16 protein-coding genes and 2 pseudogenes are annotated in these 15,680 nt (G+C 62.3%); 9 read left to right on the forward strand and 9 right to left on the reverse strand.

Going from position 1 to position 15,680, the window contains the following annotated elements:
* From BN1127_RS09510 to ltnD, 4 genes and pseudogenes are all read right to left on the reverse strand, one after another.
* A pseudogene (locus tag BN1127_RS09510) lies at positions 1-249 on the reverse strand (TIM barrel protein); the annotation flags it as partial.
* A gap of 61 nt (positions 250-310) precedes the next feature.
* Complete coding sequence (gene otnC / locus BN1127_RS09515) at positions 311-943, reverse strand: 3-oxo-tetronate 4-phosphate decarboxylase (protein WP_005328654.1); 633 nt, start codon at positions 941-943, stop codon at positions 311-313.
* Complete coding sequence (otnK, locus tag BN1127_RS09520; protein ID WP_042649265.1) at positions 936-2,189, reverse strand: 3-oxo-tetronate kinase; 1,254 nt, start codon at positions 2,187-2,189, stop codon at positions 936-938. Before otnK ends, otnC begins: the two co-directional genes overlap by 8 nt.
* Positions 2,186-3,094, reverse strand: a complete 909-nt coding sequence (ltnD, locus tag BN1127_RS09525; protein ID WP_042649266.1) for an L-threonate dehydrogenase — start codon at positions 3,092-3,094, stop codon at positions 2,186-2,188. Before ltnD ends, otnK begins: the two co-directional genes overlap by 4 nt.
* Before the next feature lie 255 nt (positions 3,095-3,349).
* Here ltnD and BN1127_RS09530 point away from each other — a divergent pair, with 255 nt between their 5' ends.
* Complete coding sequence (locus BN1127_RS09530; RefSeq protein WP_005328660.1) at positions 3,350-4,138, forward strand: DeoR/GlpR family DNA-binding transcription regulator; 789 nt, start codon at positions 3,350-3,352, stop codon at positions 4,136-4,138.
* A 19-nt stretch (positions 4,139-4,157) separates the two neighbouring features.
* On the opposite strand, the gene BN1127_RS21370 is transcribed toward BN1127_RS09530, so the two are convergent.
* Together BN1127_RS21370 and BN1127_RS09535 are read right to left on the reverse strand one after the other, a co-directional pair.
* Complete coding sequence (locus BN1127_RS21370; RefSeq protein ID WP_005328663.1) at positions 4,158-4,313, reverse strand: entericidin A/B family lipoprotein; 156 nt, start codon at positions 4,311-4,313, stop codon at positions 4,158-4,160.
* 16 nt (positions 4,314-4,329) lie between these two features.
* Positions 4,330-5,391, reverse strand: coding sequence for a PQQ-dependent sugar dehydrogenase (locus BN1127_RS09535; RefSeq protein WP_042649267.1), 1,062 nt, complete (start codon positions 5,389-5,391; stop codon positions 4,330-4,332).
* A gap of 336 nt (positions 5,392-5,727) precedes the next feature.
* Between BN1127_RS09535 and BN1127_RS22760 the strand changes: the two are divergent.
* Together BN1127_RS22760 and BN1127_RS22765 are read left to right on the forward strand one after the other, a co-directional pair.
* Positions 5,728-6,698 (forward strand): annotated as a pseudogene (locus tag BN1127_RS22760) (SulP family inorganic anion transporter); the annotation flags it as partial.
* 45 nt (positions 6,699-6,743) lie between these two features.
* The gene (locus BN1127_RS22765) at positions 6,744-7,280 is read left to right on the forward strand and encodes an STAS domain-containing protein (RefSeq protein WP_231557467.1); all 537 of its coding nucleotides are present in this window, start codon (positions 6,744-6,746) and stop codon (positions 7,278-7,280) included.
* Between the two features lie 179 nt (positions 7,281-7,459).
* On the opposite strand, the gene ppk2 is transcribed toward BN1127_RS22765, so the two are convergent.
* The 3 genes from ppk2 to BN1127_RS21375 are packed head-to-tail and all read right to left on the reverse strand — an operon-like array spanning position 7,460 to position 8,869.
* Positions 7,460-8,284 (reverse strand): polyphosphate kinase 2, encoded by an 825-nt coding sequence (gene ppk2, locus BN1127_RS09545; RefSeq protein ID WP_005328671.1) that lies wholly within the window; start codon positions 8,282-8,284, stop codon positions 7,460-7,462.
* Between the two features lie 42 nt (positions 8,285-8,326).
* Entirely contained in the window at positions 8,327-8,689 is a 363-nt protein-coding gene (locus BN1127_RS23145; RefSeq protein WP_082030028.1) for a substrate-binding domain-containing protein, read from the reverse strand.
* Positions 8,690-8,701: 12 nt separating this feature from the next.
* A complete protein-coding gene (locus BN1127_RS21375) occupies positions 8,702-8,869 on the reverse strand; it encodes a LacI family DNA-binding transcriptional regulator (protein WP_082030029.1) in 168 nt (55 codons plus the stop codon).
* Positions 8,870-9,174: 305 nt separating this feature from the next.
* Here BN1127_RS21375 and BN1127_RS09555 point away from each other — a divergent pair, with 305 nt between their 5' ends.
* From BN1127_RS09555 to BN1127_RS09580, 6 genes are all read left to right on the forward strand, one after another.
* On the forward strand, positions 9,175-10,251 hold the full coding sequence (locus BN1127_RS09555) for a glycoside hydrolase 5 family protein (protein ID WP_042649269.1): 1,077 nt from the start codon (positions 9,175-9,177) through the stop codon (positions 10,249-10,251).
* 66 nt (positions 10,252-10,317) lie between these two features.
* Complete coding sequence (locus BN1127_RS09560; protein WP_042649270.1) at positions 10,318-11,601, forward strand: extracellular solute-binding protein; 1,284 nt, start codon at positions 10,318-10,320, stop codon at positions 11,599-11,601.
* Positions 11,602-11,667: 66 nt separating this feature from the next.
* On the forward strand, positions 11,668-12,558 hold the full coding sequence (locus BN1127_RS09565) for a carbohydrate ABC transporter permease (protein WP_048824741.1): 891 nt from the start codon (positions 11,668-11,670) through the stop codon (positions 12,556-12,558).
* Position 12,559: 1 nt separating this feature from the next.
* Positions 12,560-13,387 carry a carbohydrate ABC transporter permease gene (locus BN1127_RS09570; RefSeq protein WP_041206300.1) on the forward strand — a complete coding sequence of 276 codons (828 nt, stop codon included), beginning with the start codon at positions 12,560-12,562 and terminating at the stop codon, positions 13,385-13,387.
* 72 nt (positions 13,388-13,459) lie between these two features.
* The gene (locus BN1127_RS09575) at positions 13,460-14,560 is read left to right on the forward strand and encodes an ABC transporter ATP-binding protein (RefSeq protein WP_005328684.1); all 1,101 of its coding nucleotides are present in this window, start codon (positions 13,460-13,462) and stop codon (positions 14,558-14,560) included.
* Between the two features lie 86 nt (positions 14,561-14,646).
* Positions 14,647-15,609, forward strand: coding sequence for a glycoside hydrolase family 43 protein (locus tag BN1127_RS09580; protein WP_052833535.1), 963 nt, complete (start codon positions 14,647-14,649; stop codon positions 15,607-15,609).
* Positions 15,610-15,680 lie beyond the last annotated feature (71 nt).

The following is a 15,680-nucleotide window of genomic DNA, read 5'->3' on the forward strand; positions in this document are numbered from 1 at the left end:
AAACTCCGCCTCCCGCCCCGGGATGGCGGCCATGCCGCGCTCCCCCGCCCCCCAGTTGCCCGGCGGCATGTTGAACAGAGCCAGGGAGAGGCCGTGCTCGCGCAGCAGGCGGCCCAGCTCGGCGGCCGGCCACTCGTAGGGGAACAGGAACTCCACCGCCTCGAAGCCTGCCTCACGGGCGGCGGCGAAGCGCTCCAGGAACGGCAGCTCGGTAAACAGCATGGTGAGATTGGCGGCAAACTTGCTCATGGCGTGATGCTCCTCAATGCGTTGTGTTCGTATCGGGTCAGAGAGGCGGACCAGGATTGGCTCATGGCTTCAGGCTCCTCAATTCGGTGATCTCGGGTTCGCTCAGGTAGCGGATGGACTGGCCATGGAGCATCAGTGCCAGGCGCGCCGTCTCCTCCAGCTCCTCCATGTTGTTGACCGCATCCACCAGATCCTTGCCCGTCACCACGGGGCCGTGGTTGGCGAGCAGGAAGGCGTTGCCCTCGGGGGCGCGGCGCCCCAGCTCCTCGGCGATGCGGGCATCCCCCGGCTTGTAGTAGGGGATGAGCGGCAACTGGCCGACCCGCATCACGTAGTAGGGGGTGAAGGGGCGGATGACGTTGGCCGGATCCAGCCCCTCCAGACAGGAGAGGGCGGTCAGGTAGGTGCAGTGCAGGTGCACCACGGCCCGGCAGTCCGGATTGTTGTGATAGATGGCGAGGTGGAAGGCCACCTCCTTGGAGGGGCGGTCACCCCCCAGGTGCTCCCCCTGCAGATTGACGTGAGAGAGCCTGTCGGCGCTCAGACGTCCCAGGCAGGAGCCGGTGGGGGTGGCGATCAGGGTGCCGTCCGGCAGCAGGGCGGAGAGGTTGCCGGCGCCCCCGGTGGCATAACCGCGCTGGAAGAGGGAGGCCCCCAGCATCACCATGGTGTCGCGCAGTGCCTGTTCAGTCATGGAAGTACTCCTGAGCCTTGTCGAAGAAGTCGTCGCTCCCGAAATTGCCGGACTTGAGGGCCAGCGACAGCGGGGCGTCGATGGCCCGTACCCAGGGCACACCGGGGGTGATTTGCGGGCCTATGTGGAACGCCTTGACGCCGAGGGCCTGGGTGACCCGGCTCGAGGTCTCGCCACCGGCGATGATGAAACGGTCCACCCCGGCGTCTTGCAGCAGTTGGGCGAGGCGGGCAAAGCAGTGCTCCACTGCGTCGCTGGCCGCCTGCTGGCCGTGGGTCTCCTGAATGCGGGCCAGCTCCACCGGGCTGGTGGTGGCGTAGACCAGCGGCGCCGGGGTGAGGGGCTGGGCCAGTACCCAGCGCGCCAGTTCGGCCGGGTAGTCGGCATCCTCGAGGCAGCGCACTACATCCAGCGCCAGCGCGGGGGCGTGCTGGCGATAGCGGGCCACCTGGCGGTTGGTCATCTCGGAGCAGGAGCCCGACAGCACCACGGCGCGGGTGCCTCTGGGCCAGCCAGCCTCGCGGGCACCTTGCAGATCGCCGCTGCCAAGCTGGCGGGCCAGGCCGATGGCGAGGCCGGAGCCACCTGTCAGCAGGGGCATGTCGAGGGCGGCGGTGGCGATGTCCAGCAGGTGCTGCTCGGTCAGGGTGTCGACCACGGCGTAGCGCACACCCGCTTGTGTTAGCTGCTCGAAGGCGTTGGCAATGGCATCGGGGCCTTGAGCTATGGTGGTGAACGGCACCAGACCGGCGCGGCCCTGAGCCTGCCCCTCCATCAGCCGCAGCAGATTGCTGTCGGTCATGGGGGTGATGGGGTGGTGGCGCATGCCGGATTCGGCCAGCGGCTGGGCGCCGACGAAGAGGTTGCCTTGATAGACGGTGCGACCGTTGACCGGCAGGGCCGGGCAGATCAGGGTGAAGTCGTGGCCAAGCGCCGCCAGCAGAGCGTCGGTGACCGGACCTATGTTGCCTGCCGCCGTGCTGTCGAAGGTGGAGCAGTATTTCTGGTAGATGCGCGGGCAGCCGCGAGCCTTGAGCCAGGCCAGTGCCGCCAGGGAGTCGCGCACCGCTTCGCCCGCCGGGCAGGAGCGGCTCTTGAGGCTGATCACCACGGCATCGACCTGGGGCAGATCCCCGTCATGCTCCGGCACGCCGGCGAGTTGCAGGGTGGAGAGGCCGTTCTCCACCAGGAAGCCGGCGATGTCGGTGGCGCCGGTGAAGTCGTCTGCGATGACACCGAGTTTCATGCTTGATCCTCCTGACCCGGCAGCTGGATGCCGGAGAAGATCTTGATGACGGCGCTGTCATCTTCCTGGCCGTGCCCTGCATTGCTGGCGCCGAGGAACATGTTCAGCGCCGTGCTCGCGAGCGGCAACGGGAAGCGCAGCGCCTTGGCGGTGTCCGCTACCAGGGTGAGATCCTTGACGAAGATGTCCACTGCGGAGCGGGCCTGGTAGTCGCCGGTCAGCACCCGGGGCATGCGGTTTTCAAACATCCAGGAGTTGCCGGCGGCATGGGTCACCACGTCATACATGAGATCCAGCGACACGCCGGCCCGACTGGCCAGGGCCATGGCTTCGGCGGCAACGGCGATGTGCACCCCGGCCAGCAGCTGATGGATGATCTTGACGGTGCTGCCCTGGCCCGGTTCGCTGCCGACCCGGTAGAGCTTGCCTGAGACTGCATCCAGCACAGGGGCCAGCTTGTCGAAGGCGGCGTCTGATCCTGCGGCCATCACCGTCATCTCGCCCGCGTCGGCCTTGATGGCGCCACCGGAGACAGGGGCGTCCAGCATCGGCAGCCCCAGCTGTGCCAGCTCGGCGGCCAGGGTGCTCGCCTCCTCGGCCGCTATGGTGGAAGAGACCATGATGGCGGTGCCCGGTTTGAGGTGGCGGGCCAGCTCCTCTTCACCGAACAGGATGCGGCGCACCTGGGCGGCGTTGACCACCAGCAGCAGCACGGCATCCAGGGTCTCGGCCAGGGGTCTGGCATCGGCCATGACGGCGGCGGCACCGGCCTGCTGCAACTGGCTGCGGGCCTGCTCGCTGAGATCGATGCCGTAGGTGGTGAGCCCGGCCCGCAGGCAGGAGCGGGCGGCGCCCATGCCCATGGCCCCCAGGCCGATGACAGCAACATGATAGGAAGTGCTCATCTCGTGATTCCTCGATAACGACTGATGAGCAGATAGTAGAGGCTTGTGGCGGTGAAATATCAGGCAGGTGTCACAAAAAATAACTTATTGTGTGTTAATTTTTGTTATTTATGAGGCTTGAGATTCTTTCGAGTCAATTTTTGGCGTTTTCTATGTGAATAAATGTGATTTGTGAGCCCCTTCGAGCTTATTTATCATTTTTTCCCAGGTCGCTGGGGTAGAATGGCGCCTCTTTTCCCCGAGGGGTGAGCCAAGATGATTCCCGTAGAGCGACAGCAACGTATCCTGCAACTGCTGGCAGAGCGCGGCGTGGTCAGCATAATGGAGCTGACCGACTGGTTGCAGGTCTCCCACATGACCATCAGACGCGACATCCAGAAACTGGAGGAGCAGGGGCGGGTGCTCTCGGTATCCGGCGGAGTCAGTCTCTCCCAACGGATCAAGAGCGAGCCCTCCCATGCCGCCAAGCGCAGCCTGATGCAGGGGGCCAAGCTGGCCATCGCCCGGCTCGCCGCCGATCAGGTGGCAGAGGGCAGTACCGTCTATCTGGACGCCGGCACCACCTCCCTGGAGCTGGCCCGGGAGCTGGCGCTGCGGGAAGATCTGATGATAGTGACCAACGACTTCATGGTCTGTGCCTACCTTATCGAGCACGGCCGCTGCCGCCTCTATCACACCGGGGGCCAGGTCATTCGCGAGAACCAGTCCTGCGCCGGGGAGGCCACCGCCCACTTCCTGCGCAACCTGCACCTGGACGTTGCCTTCCTGTCTGCCTCCTCCTGGGATGGACAGGGGATCTCCACCCCGAGCGAGCAGAAGGTGCCGGTGAAGCGGGCCGTGGTGGAGTCGGCTGCGAGCCGCATCCTCATCTGCGACTCGTCCAAATACGGCAAGGTCGGCACCTTCAACGTGGTGGGTTGGGATGCAATCGATCAGGTGATCACCGACGAGCAGTTGCCCCAGAGTGCCCGCGACGTGCTGGCGCAGCATGGGGTCAGGGTGACCATGGCCCCGCTCGCCAGCCTGGCCTCCGGTGTCGAGTGACTGTGTGAGCCTTAGGTTGTCACTCTTTGCCGGCCTGATGCTCGCTCGTCAGGTTGGCAGAGCCCTGGATCACCTCGCCCGCCTTCTCGATGTCTCGCCCCACCCCGTGGATGGTGTTGCAGCCCAGCAACCAGAGGCTGGCACAGAGCACCAGCAGGGTTCGATACTTGTTCATGCTTCCTCCTTGCATCCTATGGGGTCAGTTTGAGCAGGCGCCCCTGGCCTGAATCCGTCAACAGGTAGAGGGCACCATCGGGGCCCTCCTTGACGGTGCGGATCCGCTCCCCGAGATCGGTCAGCAGCCGCTCTGCCGACACTATCTTGTCTCCGTCGAGGTGCAGGCGCAACAGGGCCTGACCGCGCAGGGCGCCGACCAGCAGATCCCCCCGCCACTCCTTGAACAGTTCCCCCTGATAAAAGGTCATGCCCGAGGGGGCGATGGAGGGCACCCAGATCCAGCGTGGCGGCGTCATGCCGGGCGCGCTCTGGCCCAGGCCAATCTTGCCGCCCCCATACTCCTCGCCGAAGGTCACTTTGGGCCAGCCGTAGTTGTGACCGGGCAGGATGAGGTTGACCTCGTCCCCGCCCTGGGGGCCGTGTTCGTGGGCCCAGAACTGCTGGCTGCCGGGACGCAGTGCGGCTCCCTGCATGTTGCGATGGCCCAGGCTCCAGATCTCCGGCAGGGCACCCGCCGTCTTGACGAAGGGATTGTCGGCGGGCACCCGGCCATCCTTGTGCAGGCGCACCGTCTTGCCGAGGTGGTTGTCGAGCGTCTGGGCCCGCTCCCGTTCGCTGTAACGATCGCCGAGGGTGATGAAGAGATAGCCGTCCTCCGTCAACGCCAGGCGGGATCCGAAATGGGCGCCGCCGGCCACCTTGGGCTCTTGGCGAAACAGCAGTTGCCAGTCGATGAGGGCCTCCTTTTGCAGCCGGGCCCGGGCTACTGCGGTGCCGGCCCCGCCGTCCCCCGGCTCGCTGTAGCTGAGATAGAGCCAGCCCTCGCCGTCCAGGGCGAGATCGAGCAGGCCTCCCTGGCCCGTGGCGGCGAGGGGCGGCAGGCCCGAGATGAGGTGGCGTTTGCCTGCGGCGTCGATGTGCAGCAGGCGGCCAGGGCGCTCGCCGACGAGGTAGCCGCCATCCGGCAGCAAGACCAGCCCCCAGGGATGATTGAGACCCTCCACCAGGGGAGTCAGTGTCAGCGCCCGGACCTGGGCCACCAGGCAGACAAGCAGCAGTGCAAGCAGTCGCAACAAGGAGGATCTCCTCTTGGAAAGGGGGCTGGCCGGCGGCGCAACGTCGCTGAAGTATAGGGGAGCGAGATGGCAAAACGTGAGAAACAACAAGCCTCTGCGTCGGGCTGGCGCATACACTTCTCTCTGTAACCGTGCCTGCATCCTGAGGGTGCAAGGGGCGGAGGATGTCGCACCGAACTGCCGCTCATGCACTCATTTGAGAGTCATGCCCACCGGCGCCCGGCCAGACCCGTGATCATGGAGGACAAAATGTCATCACCCGCGTTGGCGCCAAGGCGCTCCCTGTCCGATCTGCTGGCCGGCGTCACCGCGGCGGCGGTCGTGTTGCCCAAGGCCATGGCCTACGCCAGCGTGGCCGGTCTGCCGGTGGCTATCGGCCTCTATACCGCGTTTGTGCCCATGGTGCTTTACGCCCTGCTGGGCTCCTCCCGAGTGCTCAGTGTCAGCTCCACCAGTACCCTGGCGATCCTGACTGCGACCCAGCTCGGACTGGTGGTGCCGGATGGGGATCCCGGTCGGCTGATCACGGTGACGGCCACTCTGACCCTGCTGGTGGGGGCCATGCTGATGCTGGCGGCGGTGCTGCGCCTCGGCTTCGTGGCGAACTTCATCTCCCTGCCGGTGCTGGTGGGGTTCAAGAGCGGCATCGGGCTGGTGATCATCCTCGATCAGCTGCCCAAGCTGTTCGGTGTGCACATCCAGAAGGAGAACTTCTTTCTGGATCTCTATCACCTGGGGCTGGCGCTGCCCCAGACCTCCTGGCTGACCCTGGGAGTCGCTCTCGTCACCCTGGTGGTGCTGGTGTTCATGGAGTGGCGCTTTCCCCATTCTCCCGCCCCCTTGCTGGGGGTGGGTATCGGTATCGCGCTGGTGTGGGGCTTTGGCCTGAACGAGGCGGGGGTCGCCATCGTCGGGAGCATTCCCACCGGCTTGCCCGGCCTGACGATGCCGGATCTGACCCTGGTGTTGCAACTGCTGCCGGGGGCGGCGGGCATCGCGCTGATGAGCTTCTCCGAGACCATAGCCGCAGGCCGGGCCTTCGTGGGGAAGGAAGAGCCGGAGATCAATCCGAACCGCGAGCTGGTGGCCACCGGGCTGGCCAACCTGGGGGGAGCCTTCTGCGGCAGCATGCCGGCAGGGGGGGGACCTCCCAGACAGCGGTGGTGCGCTCCGTCGGGGGCGTCAGCCAGTGGGCCTCTGCGGTCACCGCCGCCATGGCGCTGGCCACCATGATCTTCCTCGCCCCGCTGCTCTCCTGGCTGCCGAGCGCCACCCTGGCGGTGGTGGTCATCGTCTATTCGGTGGGGCTCATCCAGCCGGGGGAGTTTCGCAAGATAGGGCAGATTCGCATGATGGAGTTTCGCTGGGCCGCCATCGCCTGTCTGGGGGTGCTGCTGTTCGGCACCCTGGAGGGGATAGTGGTCGCCATCCTGGCCTCCTTGCTGGGGCTGGCCAGCCAGACGGCGCAGCCACCCGTCTATGTGATTGGCCGAAAACCCGGGGAGGATGTGCTGCGGCCGCTGGCCGCGCGTCATCCCGATGACGAGACGGTCCCCGGCCTGTTGATCCTGCGCCCGGAGGGGCGCCTCTTCTTCATCAATGTGCAGCATGTGGCCGCCCAGATCCGCGAGCTTATCGAGACTCACCAGCCCGAGGTGGTGGTGCTGGACATGAGCCGGGTGCAGGACGTGGAGTACTCGGCTCTGATGATGTTGATGGAGGGGGAGCAGCAGGCGCACGCCAGGGGGGTCACCCTCTGGCTGGCCGGGCTCAATCCCGGGGTGCTCGAGAACGTGCGTCGCAGCGGGTTGGCCAGTCAGCTCGGGGAGAGCCGCATGCTGTTCAATGCCAGGGCGGCCATCCGCCAGTATCAACAGGGCAGAGAGTGAGTGGGCAGGGGGGCAATGCCAGGGCGGCCATCCTCAGATTAGTATCAGCAGGGCAGGGCGTGAGTGGGCAGGGGGGGCCAGAGGTTCCCCAATGCCAGGGCGGCCATCCTCAGGTTAGTATCAGCAGGGCAGGGCGTGAGGGAGCAAGGGGTGAGCCAGAGGCTCCCCCTTGACGGTGATCAGAACAGTTCCGGGATCACCCGGAACGGGTGCTCCGAGGCCTTGACCTTGCCAATCTTGCGTTTGGGCAGCTTGACCGGTTCGGCCGGCAGTTCCTCGTAGGGAACGTGGGCCAGCAGATGGGAGATGATGTTGAGCCGCACCCGCTTCTTGTCCTCGGAGCGGGCCACGAACCAGGGAGCCCAGGCGGTGTCGGTGGCGGTGAACATGGCATCCCGCGCCCGGGTGTAGTCATCCCAGCGATCGAAGGACTTGATGTCCATGGGGGAGAGCTTCCAGATCTTGCGACCATCGTCGATGCGATCTCGCAGCCGCCGCTCCTGCTCCTGTGGGGTCACCTCCAGCCAATACTTCAGCAATATGATGCCCGAGTCGACCATGGCTTGTTCCACCATGGGAACCCCCGCCAGGAATTTGTCGCTCGCCTCCTGGCTGCAAAAGCCCATGACACGCTCCACCCCGGCCCTGTTGTACCAGCTGCGATCGAAAATGACGATCTCGCCCGCCGCCGGCAGGTGCGGGATGTAGCGCTGGAAATAGAGCTGGCTCTTCTCCCGTTCGGTGGGGGCCGGCAGCGCGATGACCCTGAACACCCGGGGACTGACCCGCTCGGTGATCGCCTTGATGGTCCCCCCCTTGCCAGCGCCGTCGCGCCCTTCGAACACTATGCAGACCTTGAGTCCCTTGTGCACCACCCACTGCTGCAGTTTCACCAGCTCCACATGCAGGCGACGCAGTTCCTTCTCGTATGCCTTGTTGCCAAGCGGCTTGGACTCTGCTGCCGGAGCAGGCTGTTCAGTCGTAGATTTTTTTTTGCTGGCCATGATTCCCTTCTCTTGATGCGAGCCAATGAAGAATGGTCGTCGTCATCGACGGCCCACATCCTGAGTGTAATCGAGCGCAGGGCTGGGTACAGATGCGAAGTGCCGCGGTGGGACAGGGATCAAGTGAAAGTCGTGGGTGGCCTTATGGATCTCGTTCGGGGCGTCCAACAAACAGAGGGGCACCATCTCGTTGGCCAGCATCTGGTTATCGTGTCCCGCAACCAAGATATCTTCCGGAATGCGTAACCCTGCCTCCGCAATGGCCTGATAGCAGCCCTGGGTCATGTAGTCACTGCAGCAGAAGACCGCGTCTGGTGTGTTGGGGAGTGCCAGCAGCTGCCGGGTCTGCTCATAGGCCTCGCGCAGCGGCCAGTTAGCGACGCGTACCCATTGTGGAGCCGGGATCCGGTCATTTGATCAGGGCTTGGCGATATCCCTCCAGCCGTAGGTTGTTGGCCTCCCTCCAGGGTTTCCCCTGAATGAGAGCTTCACCGCGCTCGAACCGTTGAGCACCAGAGATACAGTAGATTGGGAGACGCCGGCTGCGGCGGCGATGGCACTCATGGTGATGCGTTGCTTGTTCATCGATATGACCAGCCCCTGTCATCAAGCTAATATTATTAGTTTTTTTCTCGTCAATCATACCCCACCAGATTGGGGGAACCAGCCATGTTATCGTCATCAGCGCGGATCAATACGATCGATAAACACCCAATCCAGGCTGTCAACGCGCTTAAAAACGGTATGTTAACCAGACGTTGCAATGAGCCTTGGTCTGGCTCATTTTGTGACTGACCACCAAATTCCATCTAACACCCTTTGCTATTAATATGATTAGCAAATAAAAATTAGCTCATAAATATTAAACATTAGCAAAAGGGGGGGGGGCGATGGCGGTACAACAGTGGTCCACAGAACAGGCCTGGCAGTGGTGGAGCAAGCAGCCCTGGCTGAGAGGGTTCAACTACTTGCCCAGAACCGCCGTCAACTGGACGGAGATGTGGCAACGGGAGACCTTCGATCTCCCGACCATCAGGCAGGAGTTGGCGTGGGCCAGAGAGGTGGGCTACAACACCCTGCGCACCAACCTGCCCTTCATCGTCTGGCAGGTGGACAGAGATGGCCTGATCGCCCGCATCGACGACTTCCTGGCGGTGGCGGCCGCAGAGGGGATCAGCGTCATGCTGACCCCCATGGATGATTGCGGCTTCTCCGGCGATCACCCCTATCTGGGCCCGCAAAAAGAGCCTGTCAAAAACCTGCACAACAGTCAGGCAGCGGCGAGCCCTGGACGCAACGTCGTCATGGATGTCACCCAATGGTGTGAACTGGAGCGTTACATCAAGGATGTCGTCGGCATGTTCGCCCAGGATGAACGTATTCTGGTGTGGGATCTCTACAACGAGCCGACCAATCGCGGCATTTTCCGTGGCCCCAATCAGCATGAAGAGTTCGATCCTGCCATGGAGCCCTACAGCCATCATCTGATGGAGCTGGCCTTCAGCTGGGCGCGCGAGGCCAATCCCTGCCAGCCGCTGACGGTCTGTGCCTGGCATGCTGCCAACCACTTTAGCCCGGACGATCCCATCTTCACTCATCCCACCGACCTCCGGGCAATGGCGCTGTCGGATGTGATCAGCTTCCATGCCTATCAGTCACTCGAACTGCTGGAAAAAAGTCTGGAAATCGTCGCGACCTACGATCGCCCCCTGCTCTGCACCGAGTGGCTCGCTCGCCATGCCAAGTCGTTCATGCATGAGCAACTGCCTATCTTCAAGGAGCGCAAGATCGCCTGTTACCAATGGGGACTGGTCAAGGGGAGAACCCAGACGCATCTGCCCTGGCCCAATATCCAGCGAGCCGTTCCGGAGTACGCGGACACCTGGTTCCACGACCTGCTCGAGGCGGATGGCTCCCCCTATGACGAGCGTGAGGTCGCCCTGATCCAGTCCCTGACCACCGAATAAGAAAGACTCCTCCGAGGCGATGCCAACCCATCGGCATCGCCTCACCCTACACATAGAGGTCATATCATGAAGAAGATAAAGCTGCTGGCATTGCTGGTCGCGGGGGCAACCCTTTCTCCCATTACCCTGGCACAAACCACACTGCAATACTGGACCCTGCTCAACGGCGGCGATGGCGCGCGCATGAAGCAACTGGTCGACGGTTTCAATGCCAGCCAGGGTGACTACAAAATAGAGACTACCACCCTGAACTGGGGTGAACCCTTCTATACCAAACTCAAGACCGCCTCTGCCATGGGCAGCGGTCCGGACATGGCGACCATCCATCTCTCCAAGATCTCCGGCCTGACCCAGACCCAGGGCCTTGAGCCCATCAATCCCGAGGTTCTGAAGCAGGCTGGCTACGATAGCAACCAGCTTTTCCCGCTGCTCTGGAAGCAATCGAACGTCGATGACAAGACCTATGCTCTGCCCATCGATACCCATGCCATGGTGCTCTATTACAACAAGCGCATCGCGGCCAAGGCCGGCTTGCTGGATGAGCAGGGCAGACTCAAGCCCATCGCCTCGCTGGCGCAGTTTGATGCGGCGCTCAAAAGCGTGAAAGAGCAAGGGGCGATGGGTCTGAGCATGGAGACTTCGCCCATGTCCTACATGCCTTACCGTCTCTGGCTCTCCATGATCAGCCAGCAGGGCGGCAAGACCATAGAGAACAACGAGTTTGTCTATGGCGAGGCGGGTAGGCAGGCGATGGCGGCGATGGCCAGGTGGTACGCCGACGGCTACGCCACCAAGGGGCTGGATTACGCTTCCTCCACCACGGAGTTCATGACCGGCCGCTCGGCCTTGATGCTCAATGGCGTCTGGGAGCTCCCCTCCGTTACCGACGGCATGAAGAGCGGCAAGCTTGGATTCGAAGTGGGCATCGCATCTCTCCCCTCCTTCTTCAACGGTAGCAGGGCCGCCTGGGCCGACTCCCACGCATTGGCCATTCCGCGCAATAAAGACAAACCCATCTCCGACGAAAAAGTGCTGGGGATTGCCAAATTTGCCAACTATATCAACCAGAACGCCCTCACCTGGGCCGAAGGGGGCCACATTCCGGCCTACGAGCCGACGGTCGCCACCCAGGCGTTCAAGGAGATGCCACTGCTCGCGGATTATGTCAGCGAGACGGCCAGCAACATCGTCTATGACCCGGATGGCTGGTACAGCGGGGCGGCTGGCCCCCTGCAGGCCGCCGCCTCCAAGTACTTCCCGGCGGCGCTGACCGGTCAGTTGCCCATCGAGAAGGCGCTGCAGATGTTCGAGCGCGATGCGGGCAAGTTCATGAGTCGTCCGGCACGTTAATGACCCTGGGGCAGAAGGCCAATCCTCTGCCTCCCGGTTTCCTTCATTCCAGGCCCGAGTTCAGATATGGATAATAAAGACACTGCCAGAACCACCGTCGGTCGTTTTGGTGCCCTGATGACGCCTTGGCTCATGTTGGCGCCCTTCTTGCTCGCCTTTTTGCTCTTCTTTGTCATTCCTGCATTGCAAACGTTGCAGTTGAGTTTCACCGACAGCGGGCTGACCGAGACTCACGGCTATGTTGGTTTTGCCAACTATGTGGAGCTGCTGCAGGACCCCAGCTTCTGGGATTCCTTGCTGCAGACCGCCTACTTTGCCCTGTTGACCGTGATCCCGCTGACTGCTCTGGGATTGGTCATGGCGATGCTGATCTGCCGTCTCACCCGCTTCGCCGGTCTGGTCCAGGCTATCTTTTTCATCCCCAACATCTTGCCCATCGCAGTCATGGCCATGATCGGTGGCTGGATGCTGCACCCGACCTTCGGCGTGGTGAACCTGGTCGCCGGCACCGAGATCGCCTGGTTCAACGATCCGGACTTTGCCATGCCCATGGTTGCCATCGCCACCATCTGGTGGACCGTTGGCTTCAACGTGCTGCTGTTCATGGCGGCCCTCAAGAACATACCGCAGGACCTCTACGAAGCGGCCAGGCTCGATGGCGCCTCGGAGTGGGGGATCTTTCGCTACATCACATGGCGCCAACTGCGCCCTGTCACCGTGATGGTCTTCGGCCTGCAACTGGTCGCATCCCTCAAAATCTTCGGTCAGACCTATCTGTTGACCGGAGGGGGCCCCTTCGACAGCACCAAAGTGGTTCTGCACTACATGTACGAGACCGGGTTCGTCAACCAGAACGCCGGCTATGCCTCGGCCATCGCCGTGGTCTTCGTGCTGATAGTGCTGCTCATTCTGGTGCTGCAATCCCTGGCTAATCGCTTCATCAATCGTCGAGGCTAAGATGAATAGCAAACTGACATTTACCGCCTTGCTCGCCATCACGTTGACTGTGCTGCTCTGCCTGCTGTGGGGCGCCCCTCTGCTGTGGGCGATCAGCACGGCGCTGCGCCCGGAGGCTCAGACTGTCGCCGGTCTGCAGTGGCTGCCCGATCCCGTCATCTTCGATGCCTTCATCAAGGTGCTGACCATGGGGGATCTGCCCGTCTTCTTCATGAACAGCGTGGTCACCTCGCTGGCGGTTACCCTGGTGACGCTGCTGATCACTGTGCTGGCGGCCTACAGCTTCTCTCAACTGCGTTTCAAGGGGGCGAACCTGCTGTTCTGGTGCTGCATGTTTGGCATCATCTTCCCCTTCGAAGCCTTGGTGATCCCGCTCTTTCGCCAGGTCTACCACATGGGGCTGGCCGACTCTCTGGGGGGGATCATATTGCCTCAGGTGGTGTCACCCATGGTGCTCTTCGTTCTCAAGCGCTTCTTCGATCAGATCCCCAAGGATTTTCGCGAGGCGGCCATCCTCGATGGCGCCCGGGAGTGGCAGGTATTGCTCCGCGTCTATCTGCCTCTCTCCCGGAACATCATTTATGCCATGGCGATCATCACCTTCATGGGGGCGTGGAACAATTTCCTCTGGCCATTCCTGGTGGTCAGCTCCACCGAGAACATGACCATTCCCATCGGTCTGACTCAGCTTAACGACACCTATGGGGTGAGGTATGCCCAGAACATGGCCTCTGCCCTGATCGGTGGCCTGCCGGTCGCCATCCTCTATGTCATGTTCCAGAAGCGTGTCGCGTCGGGCTTCCTCGCCGCCACCGGCCTCAAGGGTTAACGATTCACGGGCCTGCCAAGGCGGGCCCCCTGTTTTTACGGCCGCGATGAGGCCGTCGTGAGAGAGCACCATATGTCCAGCGTATCGCTTAAGCACATCAAGAAGACCTACCCCAATGGCAATGCCGTCATTCACGGCGTGGATCTGGAAATCGAACAGGGGGAGTTCGTCGTCTTCGTCGGCCCCTCCGGCTGCGGCAAGTCGACGCTGCTGCGCATGATTGCCGGGCTGGAGGATATTTCCGCAGGCGATCTCCACATCGGCAACCTGCGGGCCAATGAGCTCGACGCCGCCAAACGGGGGGTGGCCATGGTATTCCAGTCCTATGCACTCTACCCCCACCTGACGGTGGCCGAGAACATGGGCTTCTCCCTGCTGTTCAACAACACACCGAAGGCCGAGATAGAGACCAAGGTAAACCGGGTGGCGGAGACCCTGCAACTGGCCCACCTGCTGGAGCGCAAACCGGCCGAGCTCTCCGGAGGCCAGCGCCAGCGGGTTGCCATCGGACGAGCCATCGTGCGTGAACCTGAGGTGTTTCTGTTTGATGAGCCGCTCTCCAACCTTGATGCCGCCCTGCGTGGGCAGATGCGTACCGAGCTGGCGCGTCTGCATCAGAAGCTGGGGACCACCATGATCTATGTGACGCACGATCAGGTGGAAGCGATGACGCTGGGGGACCGGATAGTGGTCTTCAACAAGGGCCACATCGAGCAGGTGGGTTCTCCCCTGGATCTCTATCAGCGCCCCGCCACCGAGTTTGTGGCTACCTTCCTCGGCATGCCGAAGATGAACATGTTGACCTGCAAGCTGAAGGGAAAAGATGGCGATCTCTGGCAGCTAACGCCGGGTAAAGGGATCGAGGTGACGGCGTCTGAGTCATGGTTTGACTGCACAGGCCAGAGCAACATCAAGATAGGGATCCGCCCCGAGCATCTGTTGGTGGGGGTTGAAGGCGCCCCGGAGGCCCATCTGCATGGCCGGGTCTCTCTGGTCGAAAACCTCGGTGATGCGGCGATCTTGCACATCAAGTGCGAGGGCATAGAGCGGCTGCTGCTGGCCAAGGTCAACACGGATCGACGGGTGCCTTCATGCGACGAGGCGGTCTCCCTCACCGTCGCTCTCGAATATATCCATCTCTTCGGTGAGCAGGGGCAGAGCCTGCGCCGTTGAGCTGAGGGGCGGCGGATCCTGTCCCTCGTGGAGCACCTGTCATGTACCGAATCCTTCTTTCTCTGTTCATTCTATTGGGAACCATCATGCCAGCGCAGGCCAGTTCGACTTTTACCAATCCGATCTTGGGTGATGGCGCCGATCCCTGGGTTGTGCGTCATGATGACGGCTTTTACTACTACACCCAGACCACCGGCAGCGACATCATGCTATGGCGTACCAAAGACATTACCGACCTTGAGAATGCCGAGCACAAGGTGGTGTGGATGCCGGCTCAGGGCGCCGTCAACGGCACCCATCTCTGGGCCCCCGAGCTGCACCTGCTGGACGGTCGCTGGTACATCTATTTCGCCGCATCGGATGGCGACATGGCTCGGCAGCGCATGTATGTGTTGCAGTCAAAAGGGGTGGATCCTTTTGGCGAGTACACCTTCCCTGCGGGTACCCAGGAGGGCAAGATGGCTGATGCCAGTGACAAATGGGCCATCGACGGCACCGTCCTCGATTACCGGGGGGAACGTTATTTCATCTGGTCGGGCTGGGAGGGAGAGGTTAATAATCAGCAGCGCCTCTATATCGCCAGAATGGCCTCGCCCTGGCAGCTGGCTGGGCCGCGCGTTGAGATCTCCAGACCTGAACTGGCGTGGGAGCGTATCGGCACGCCCCAGGTCAACGAGGCTCCCCAGGTGCTGTTAAGCCCAGGGGGGCGACTCTTCCTCACCTATTCCGCCAGCGGCAGCTGGACGGACGATTACTGTCTCGGTCTGCTGGCGCTGGAGGGGGAGGATCCTATGAATCCGGCACACTGGCGCAAGCGGCCTCAGCCCGTCTTTAGCAAGGACGAGGCGCTGGGAGTCTATGGCCCTGGGCATAACGGCTTCTTTATCGACGATGGAGGCCGACCCTGGCTGATCCATCATGCCGCCAAATTCAAAGGGGCAGGCTGGAACAGGGAAATTCATCTGCAACCCTTTGACTGGGATGCGCGTGGGCTGCCCTCTTTCGGACTCCCTGTCGGTACCAGCCGACAACAGATGGCACCGCGCTGAGGGCTACGACCCAGGTGTTGAGGTGACTGAATATAAACATGCAGCCCTCTGACTAAATAGCTGTTCCGAAT

The sequence above is a fragment of the Aeromonas media genome (assembly GCF_000819985.1).
Taxonomy (GTDB): domain Bacteria; phylum Pseudomonadota; class Gammaproteobacteria; order Enterobacterales; family Aeromonadaceae; genus Aeromonas; species Aeromonas media.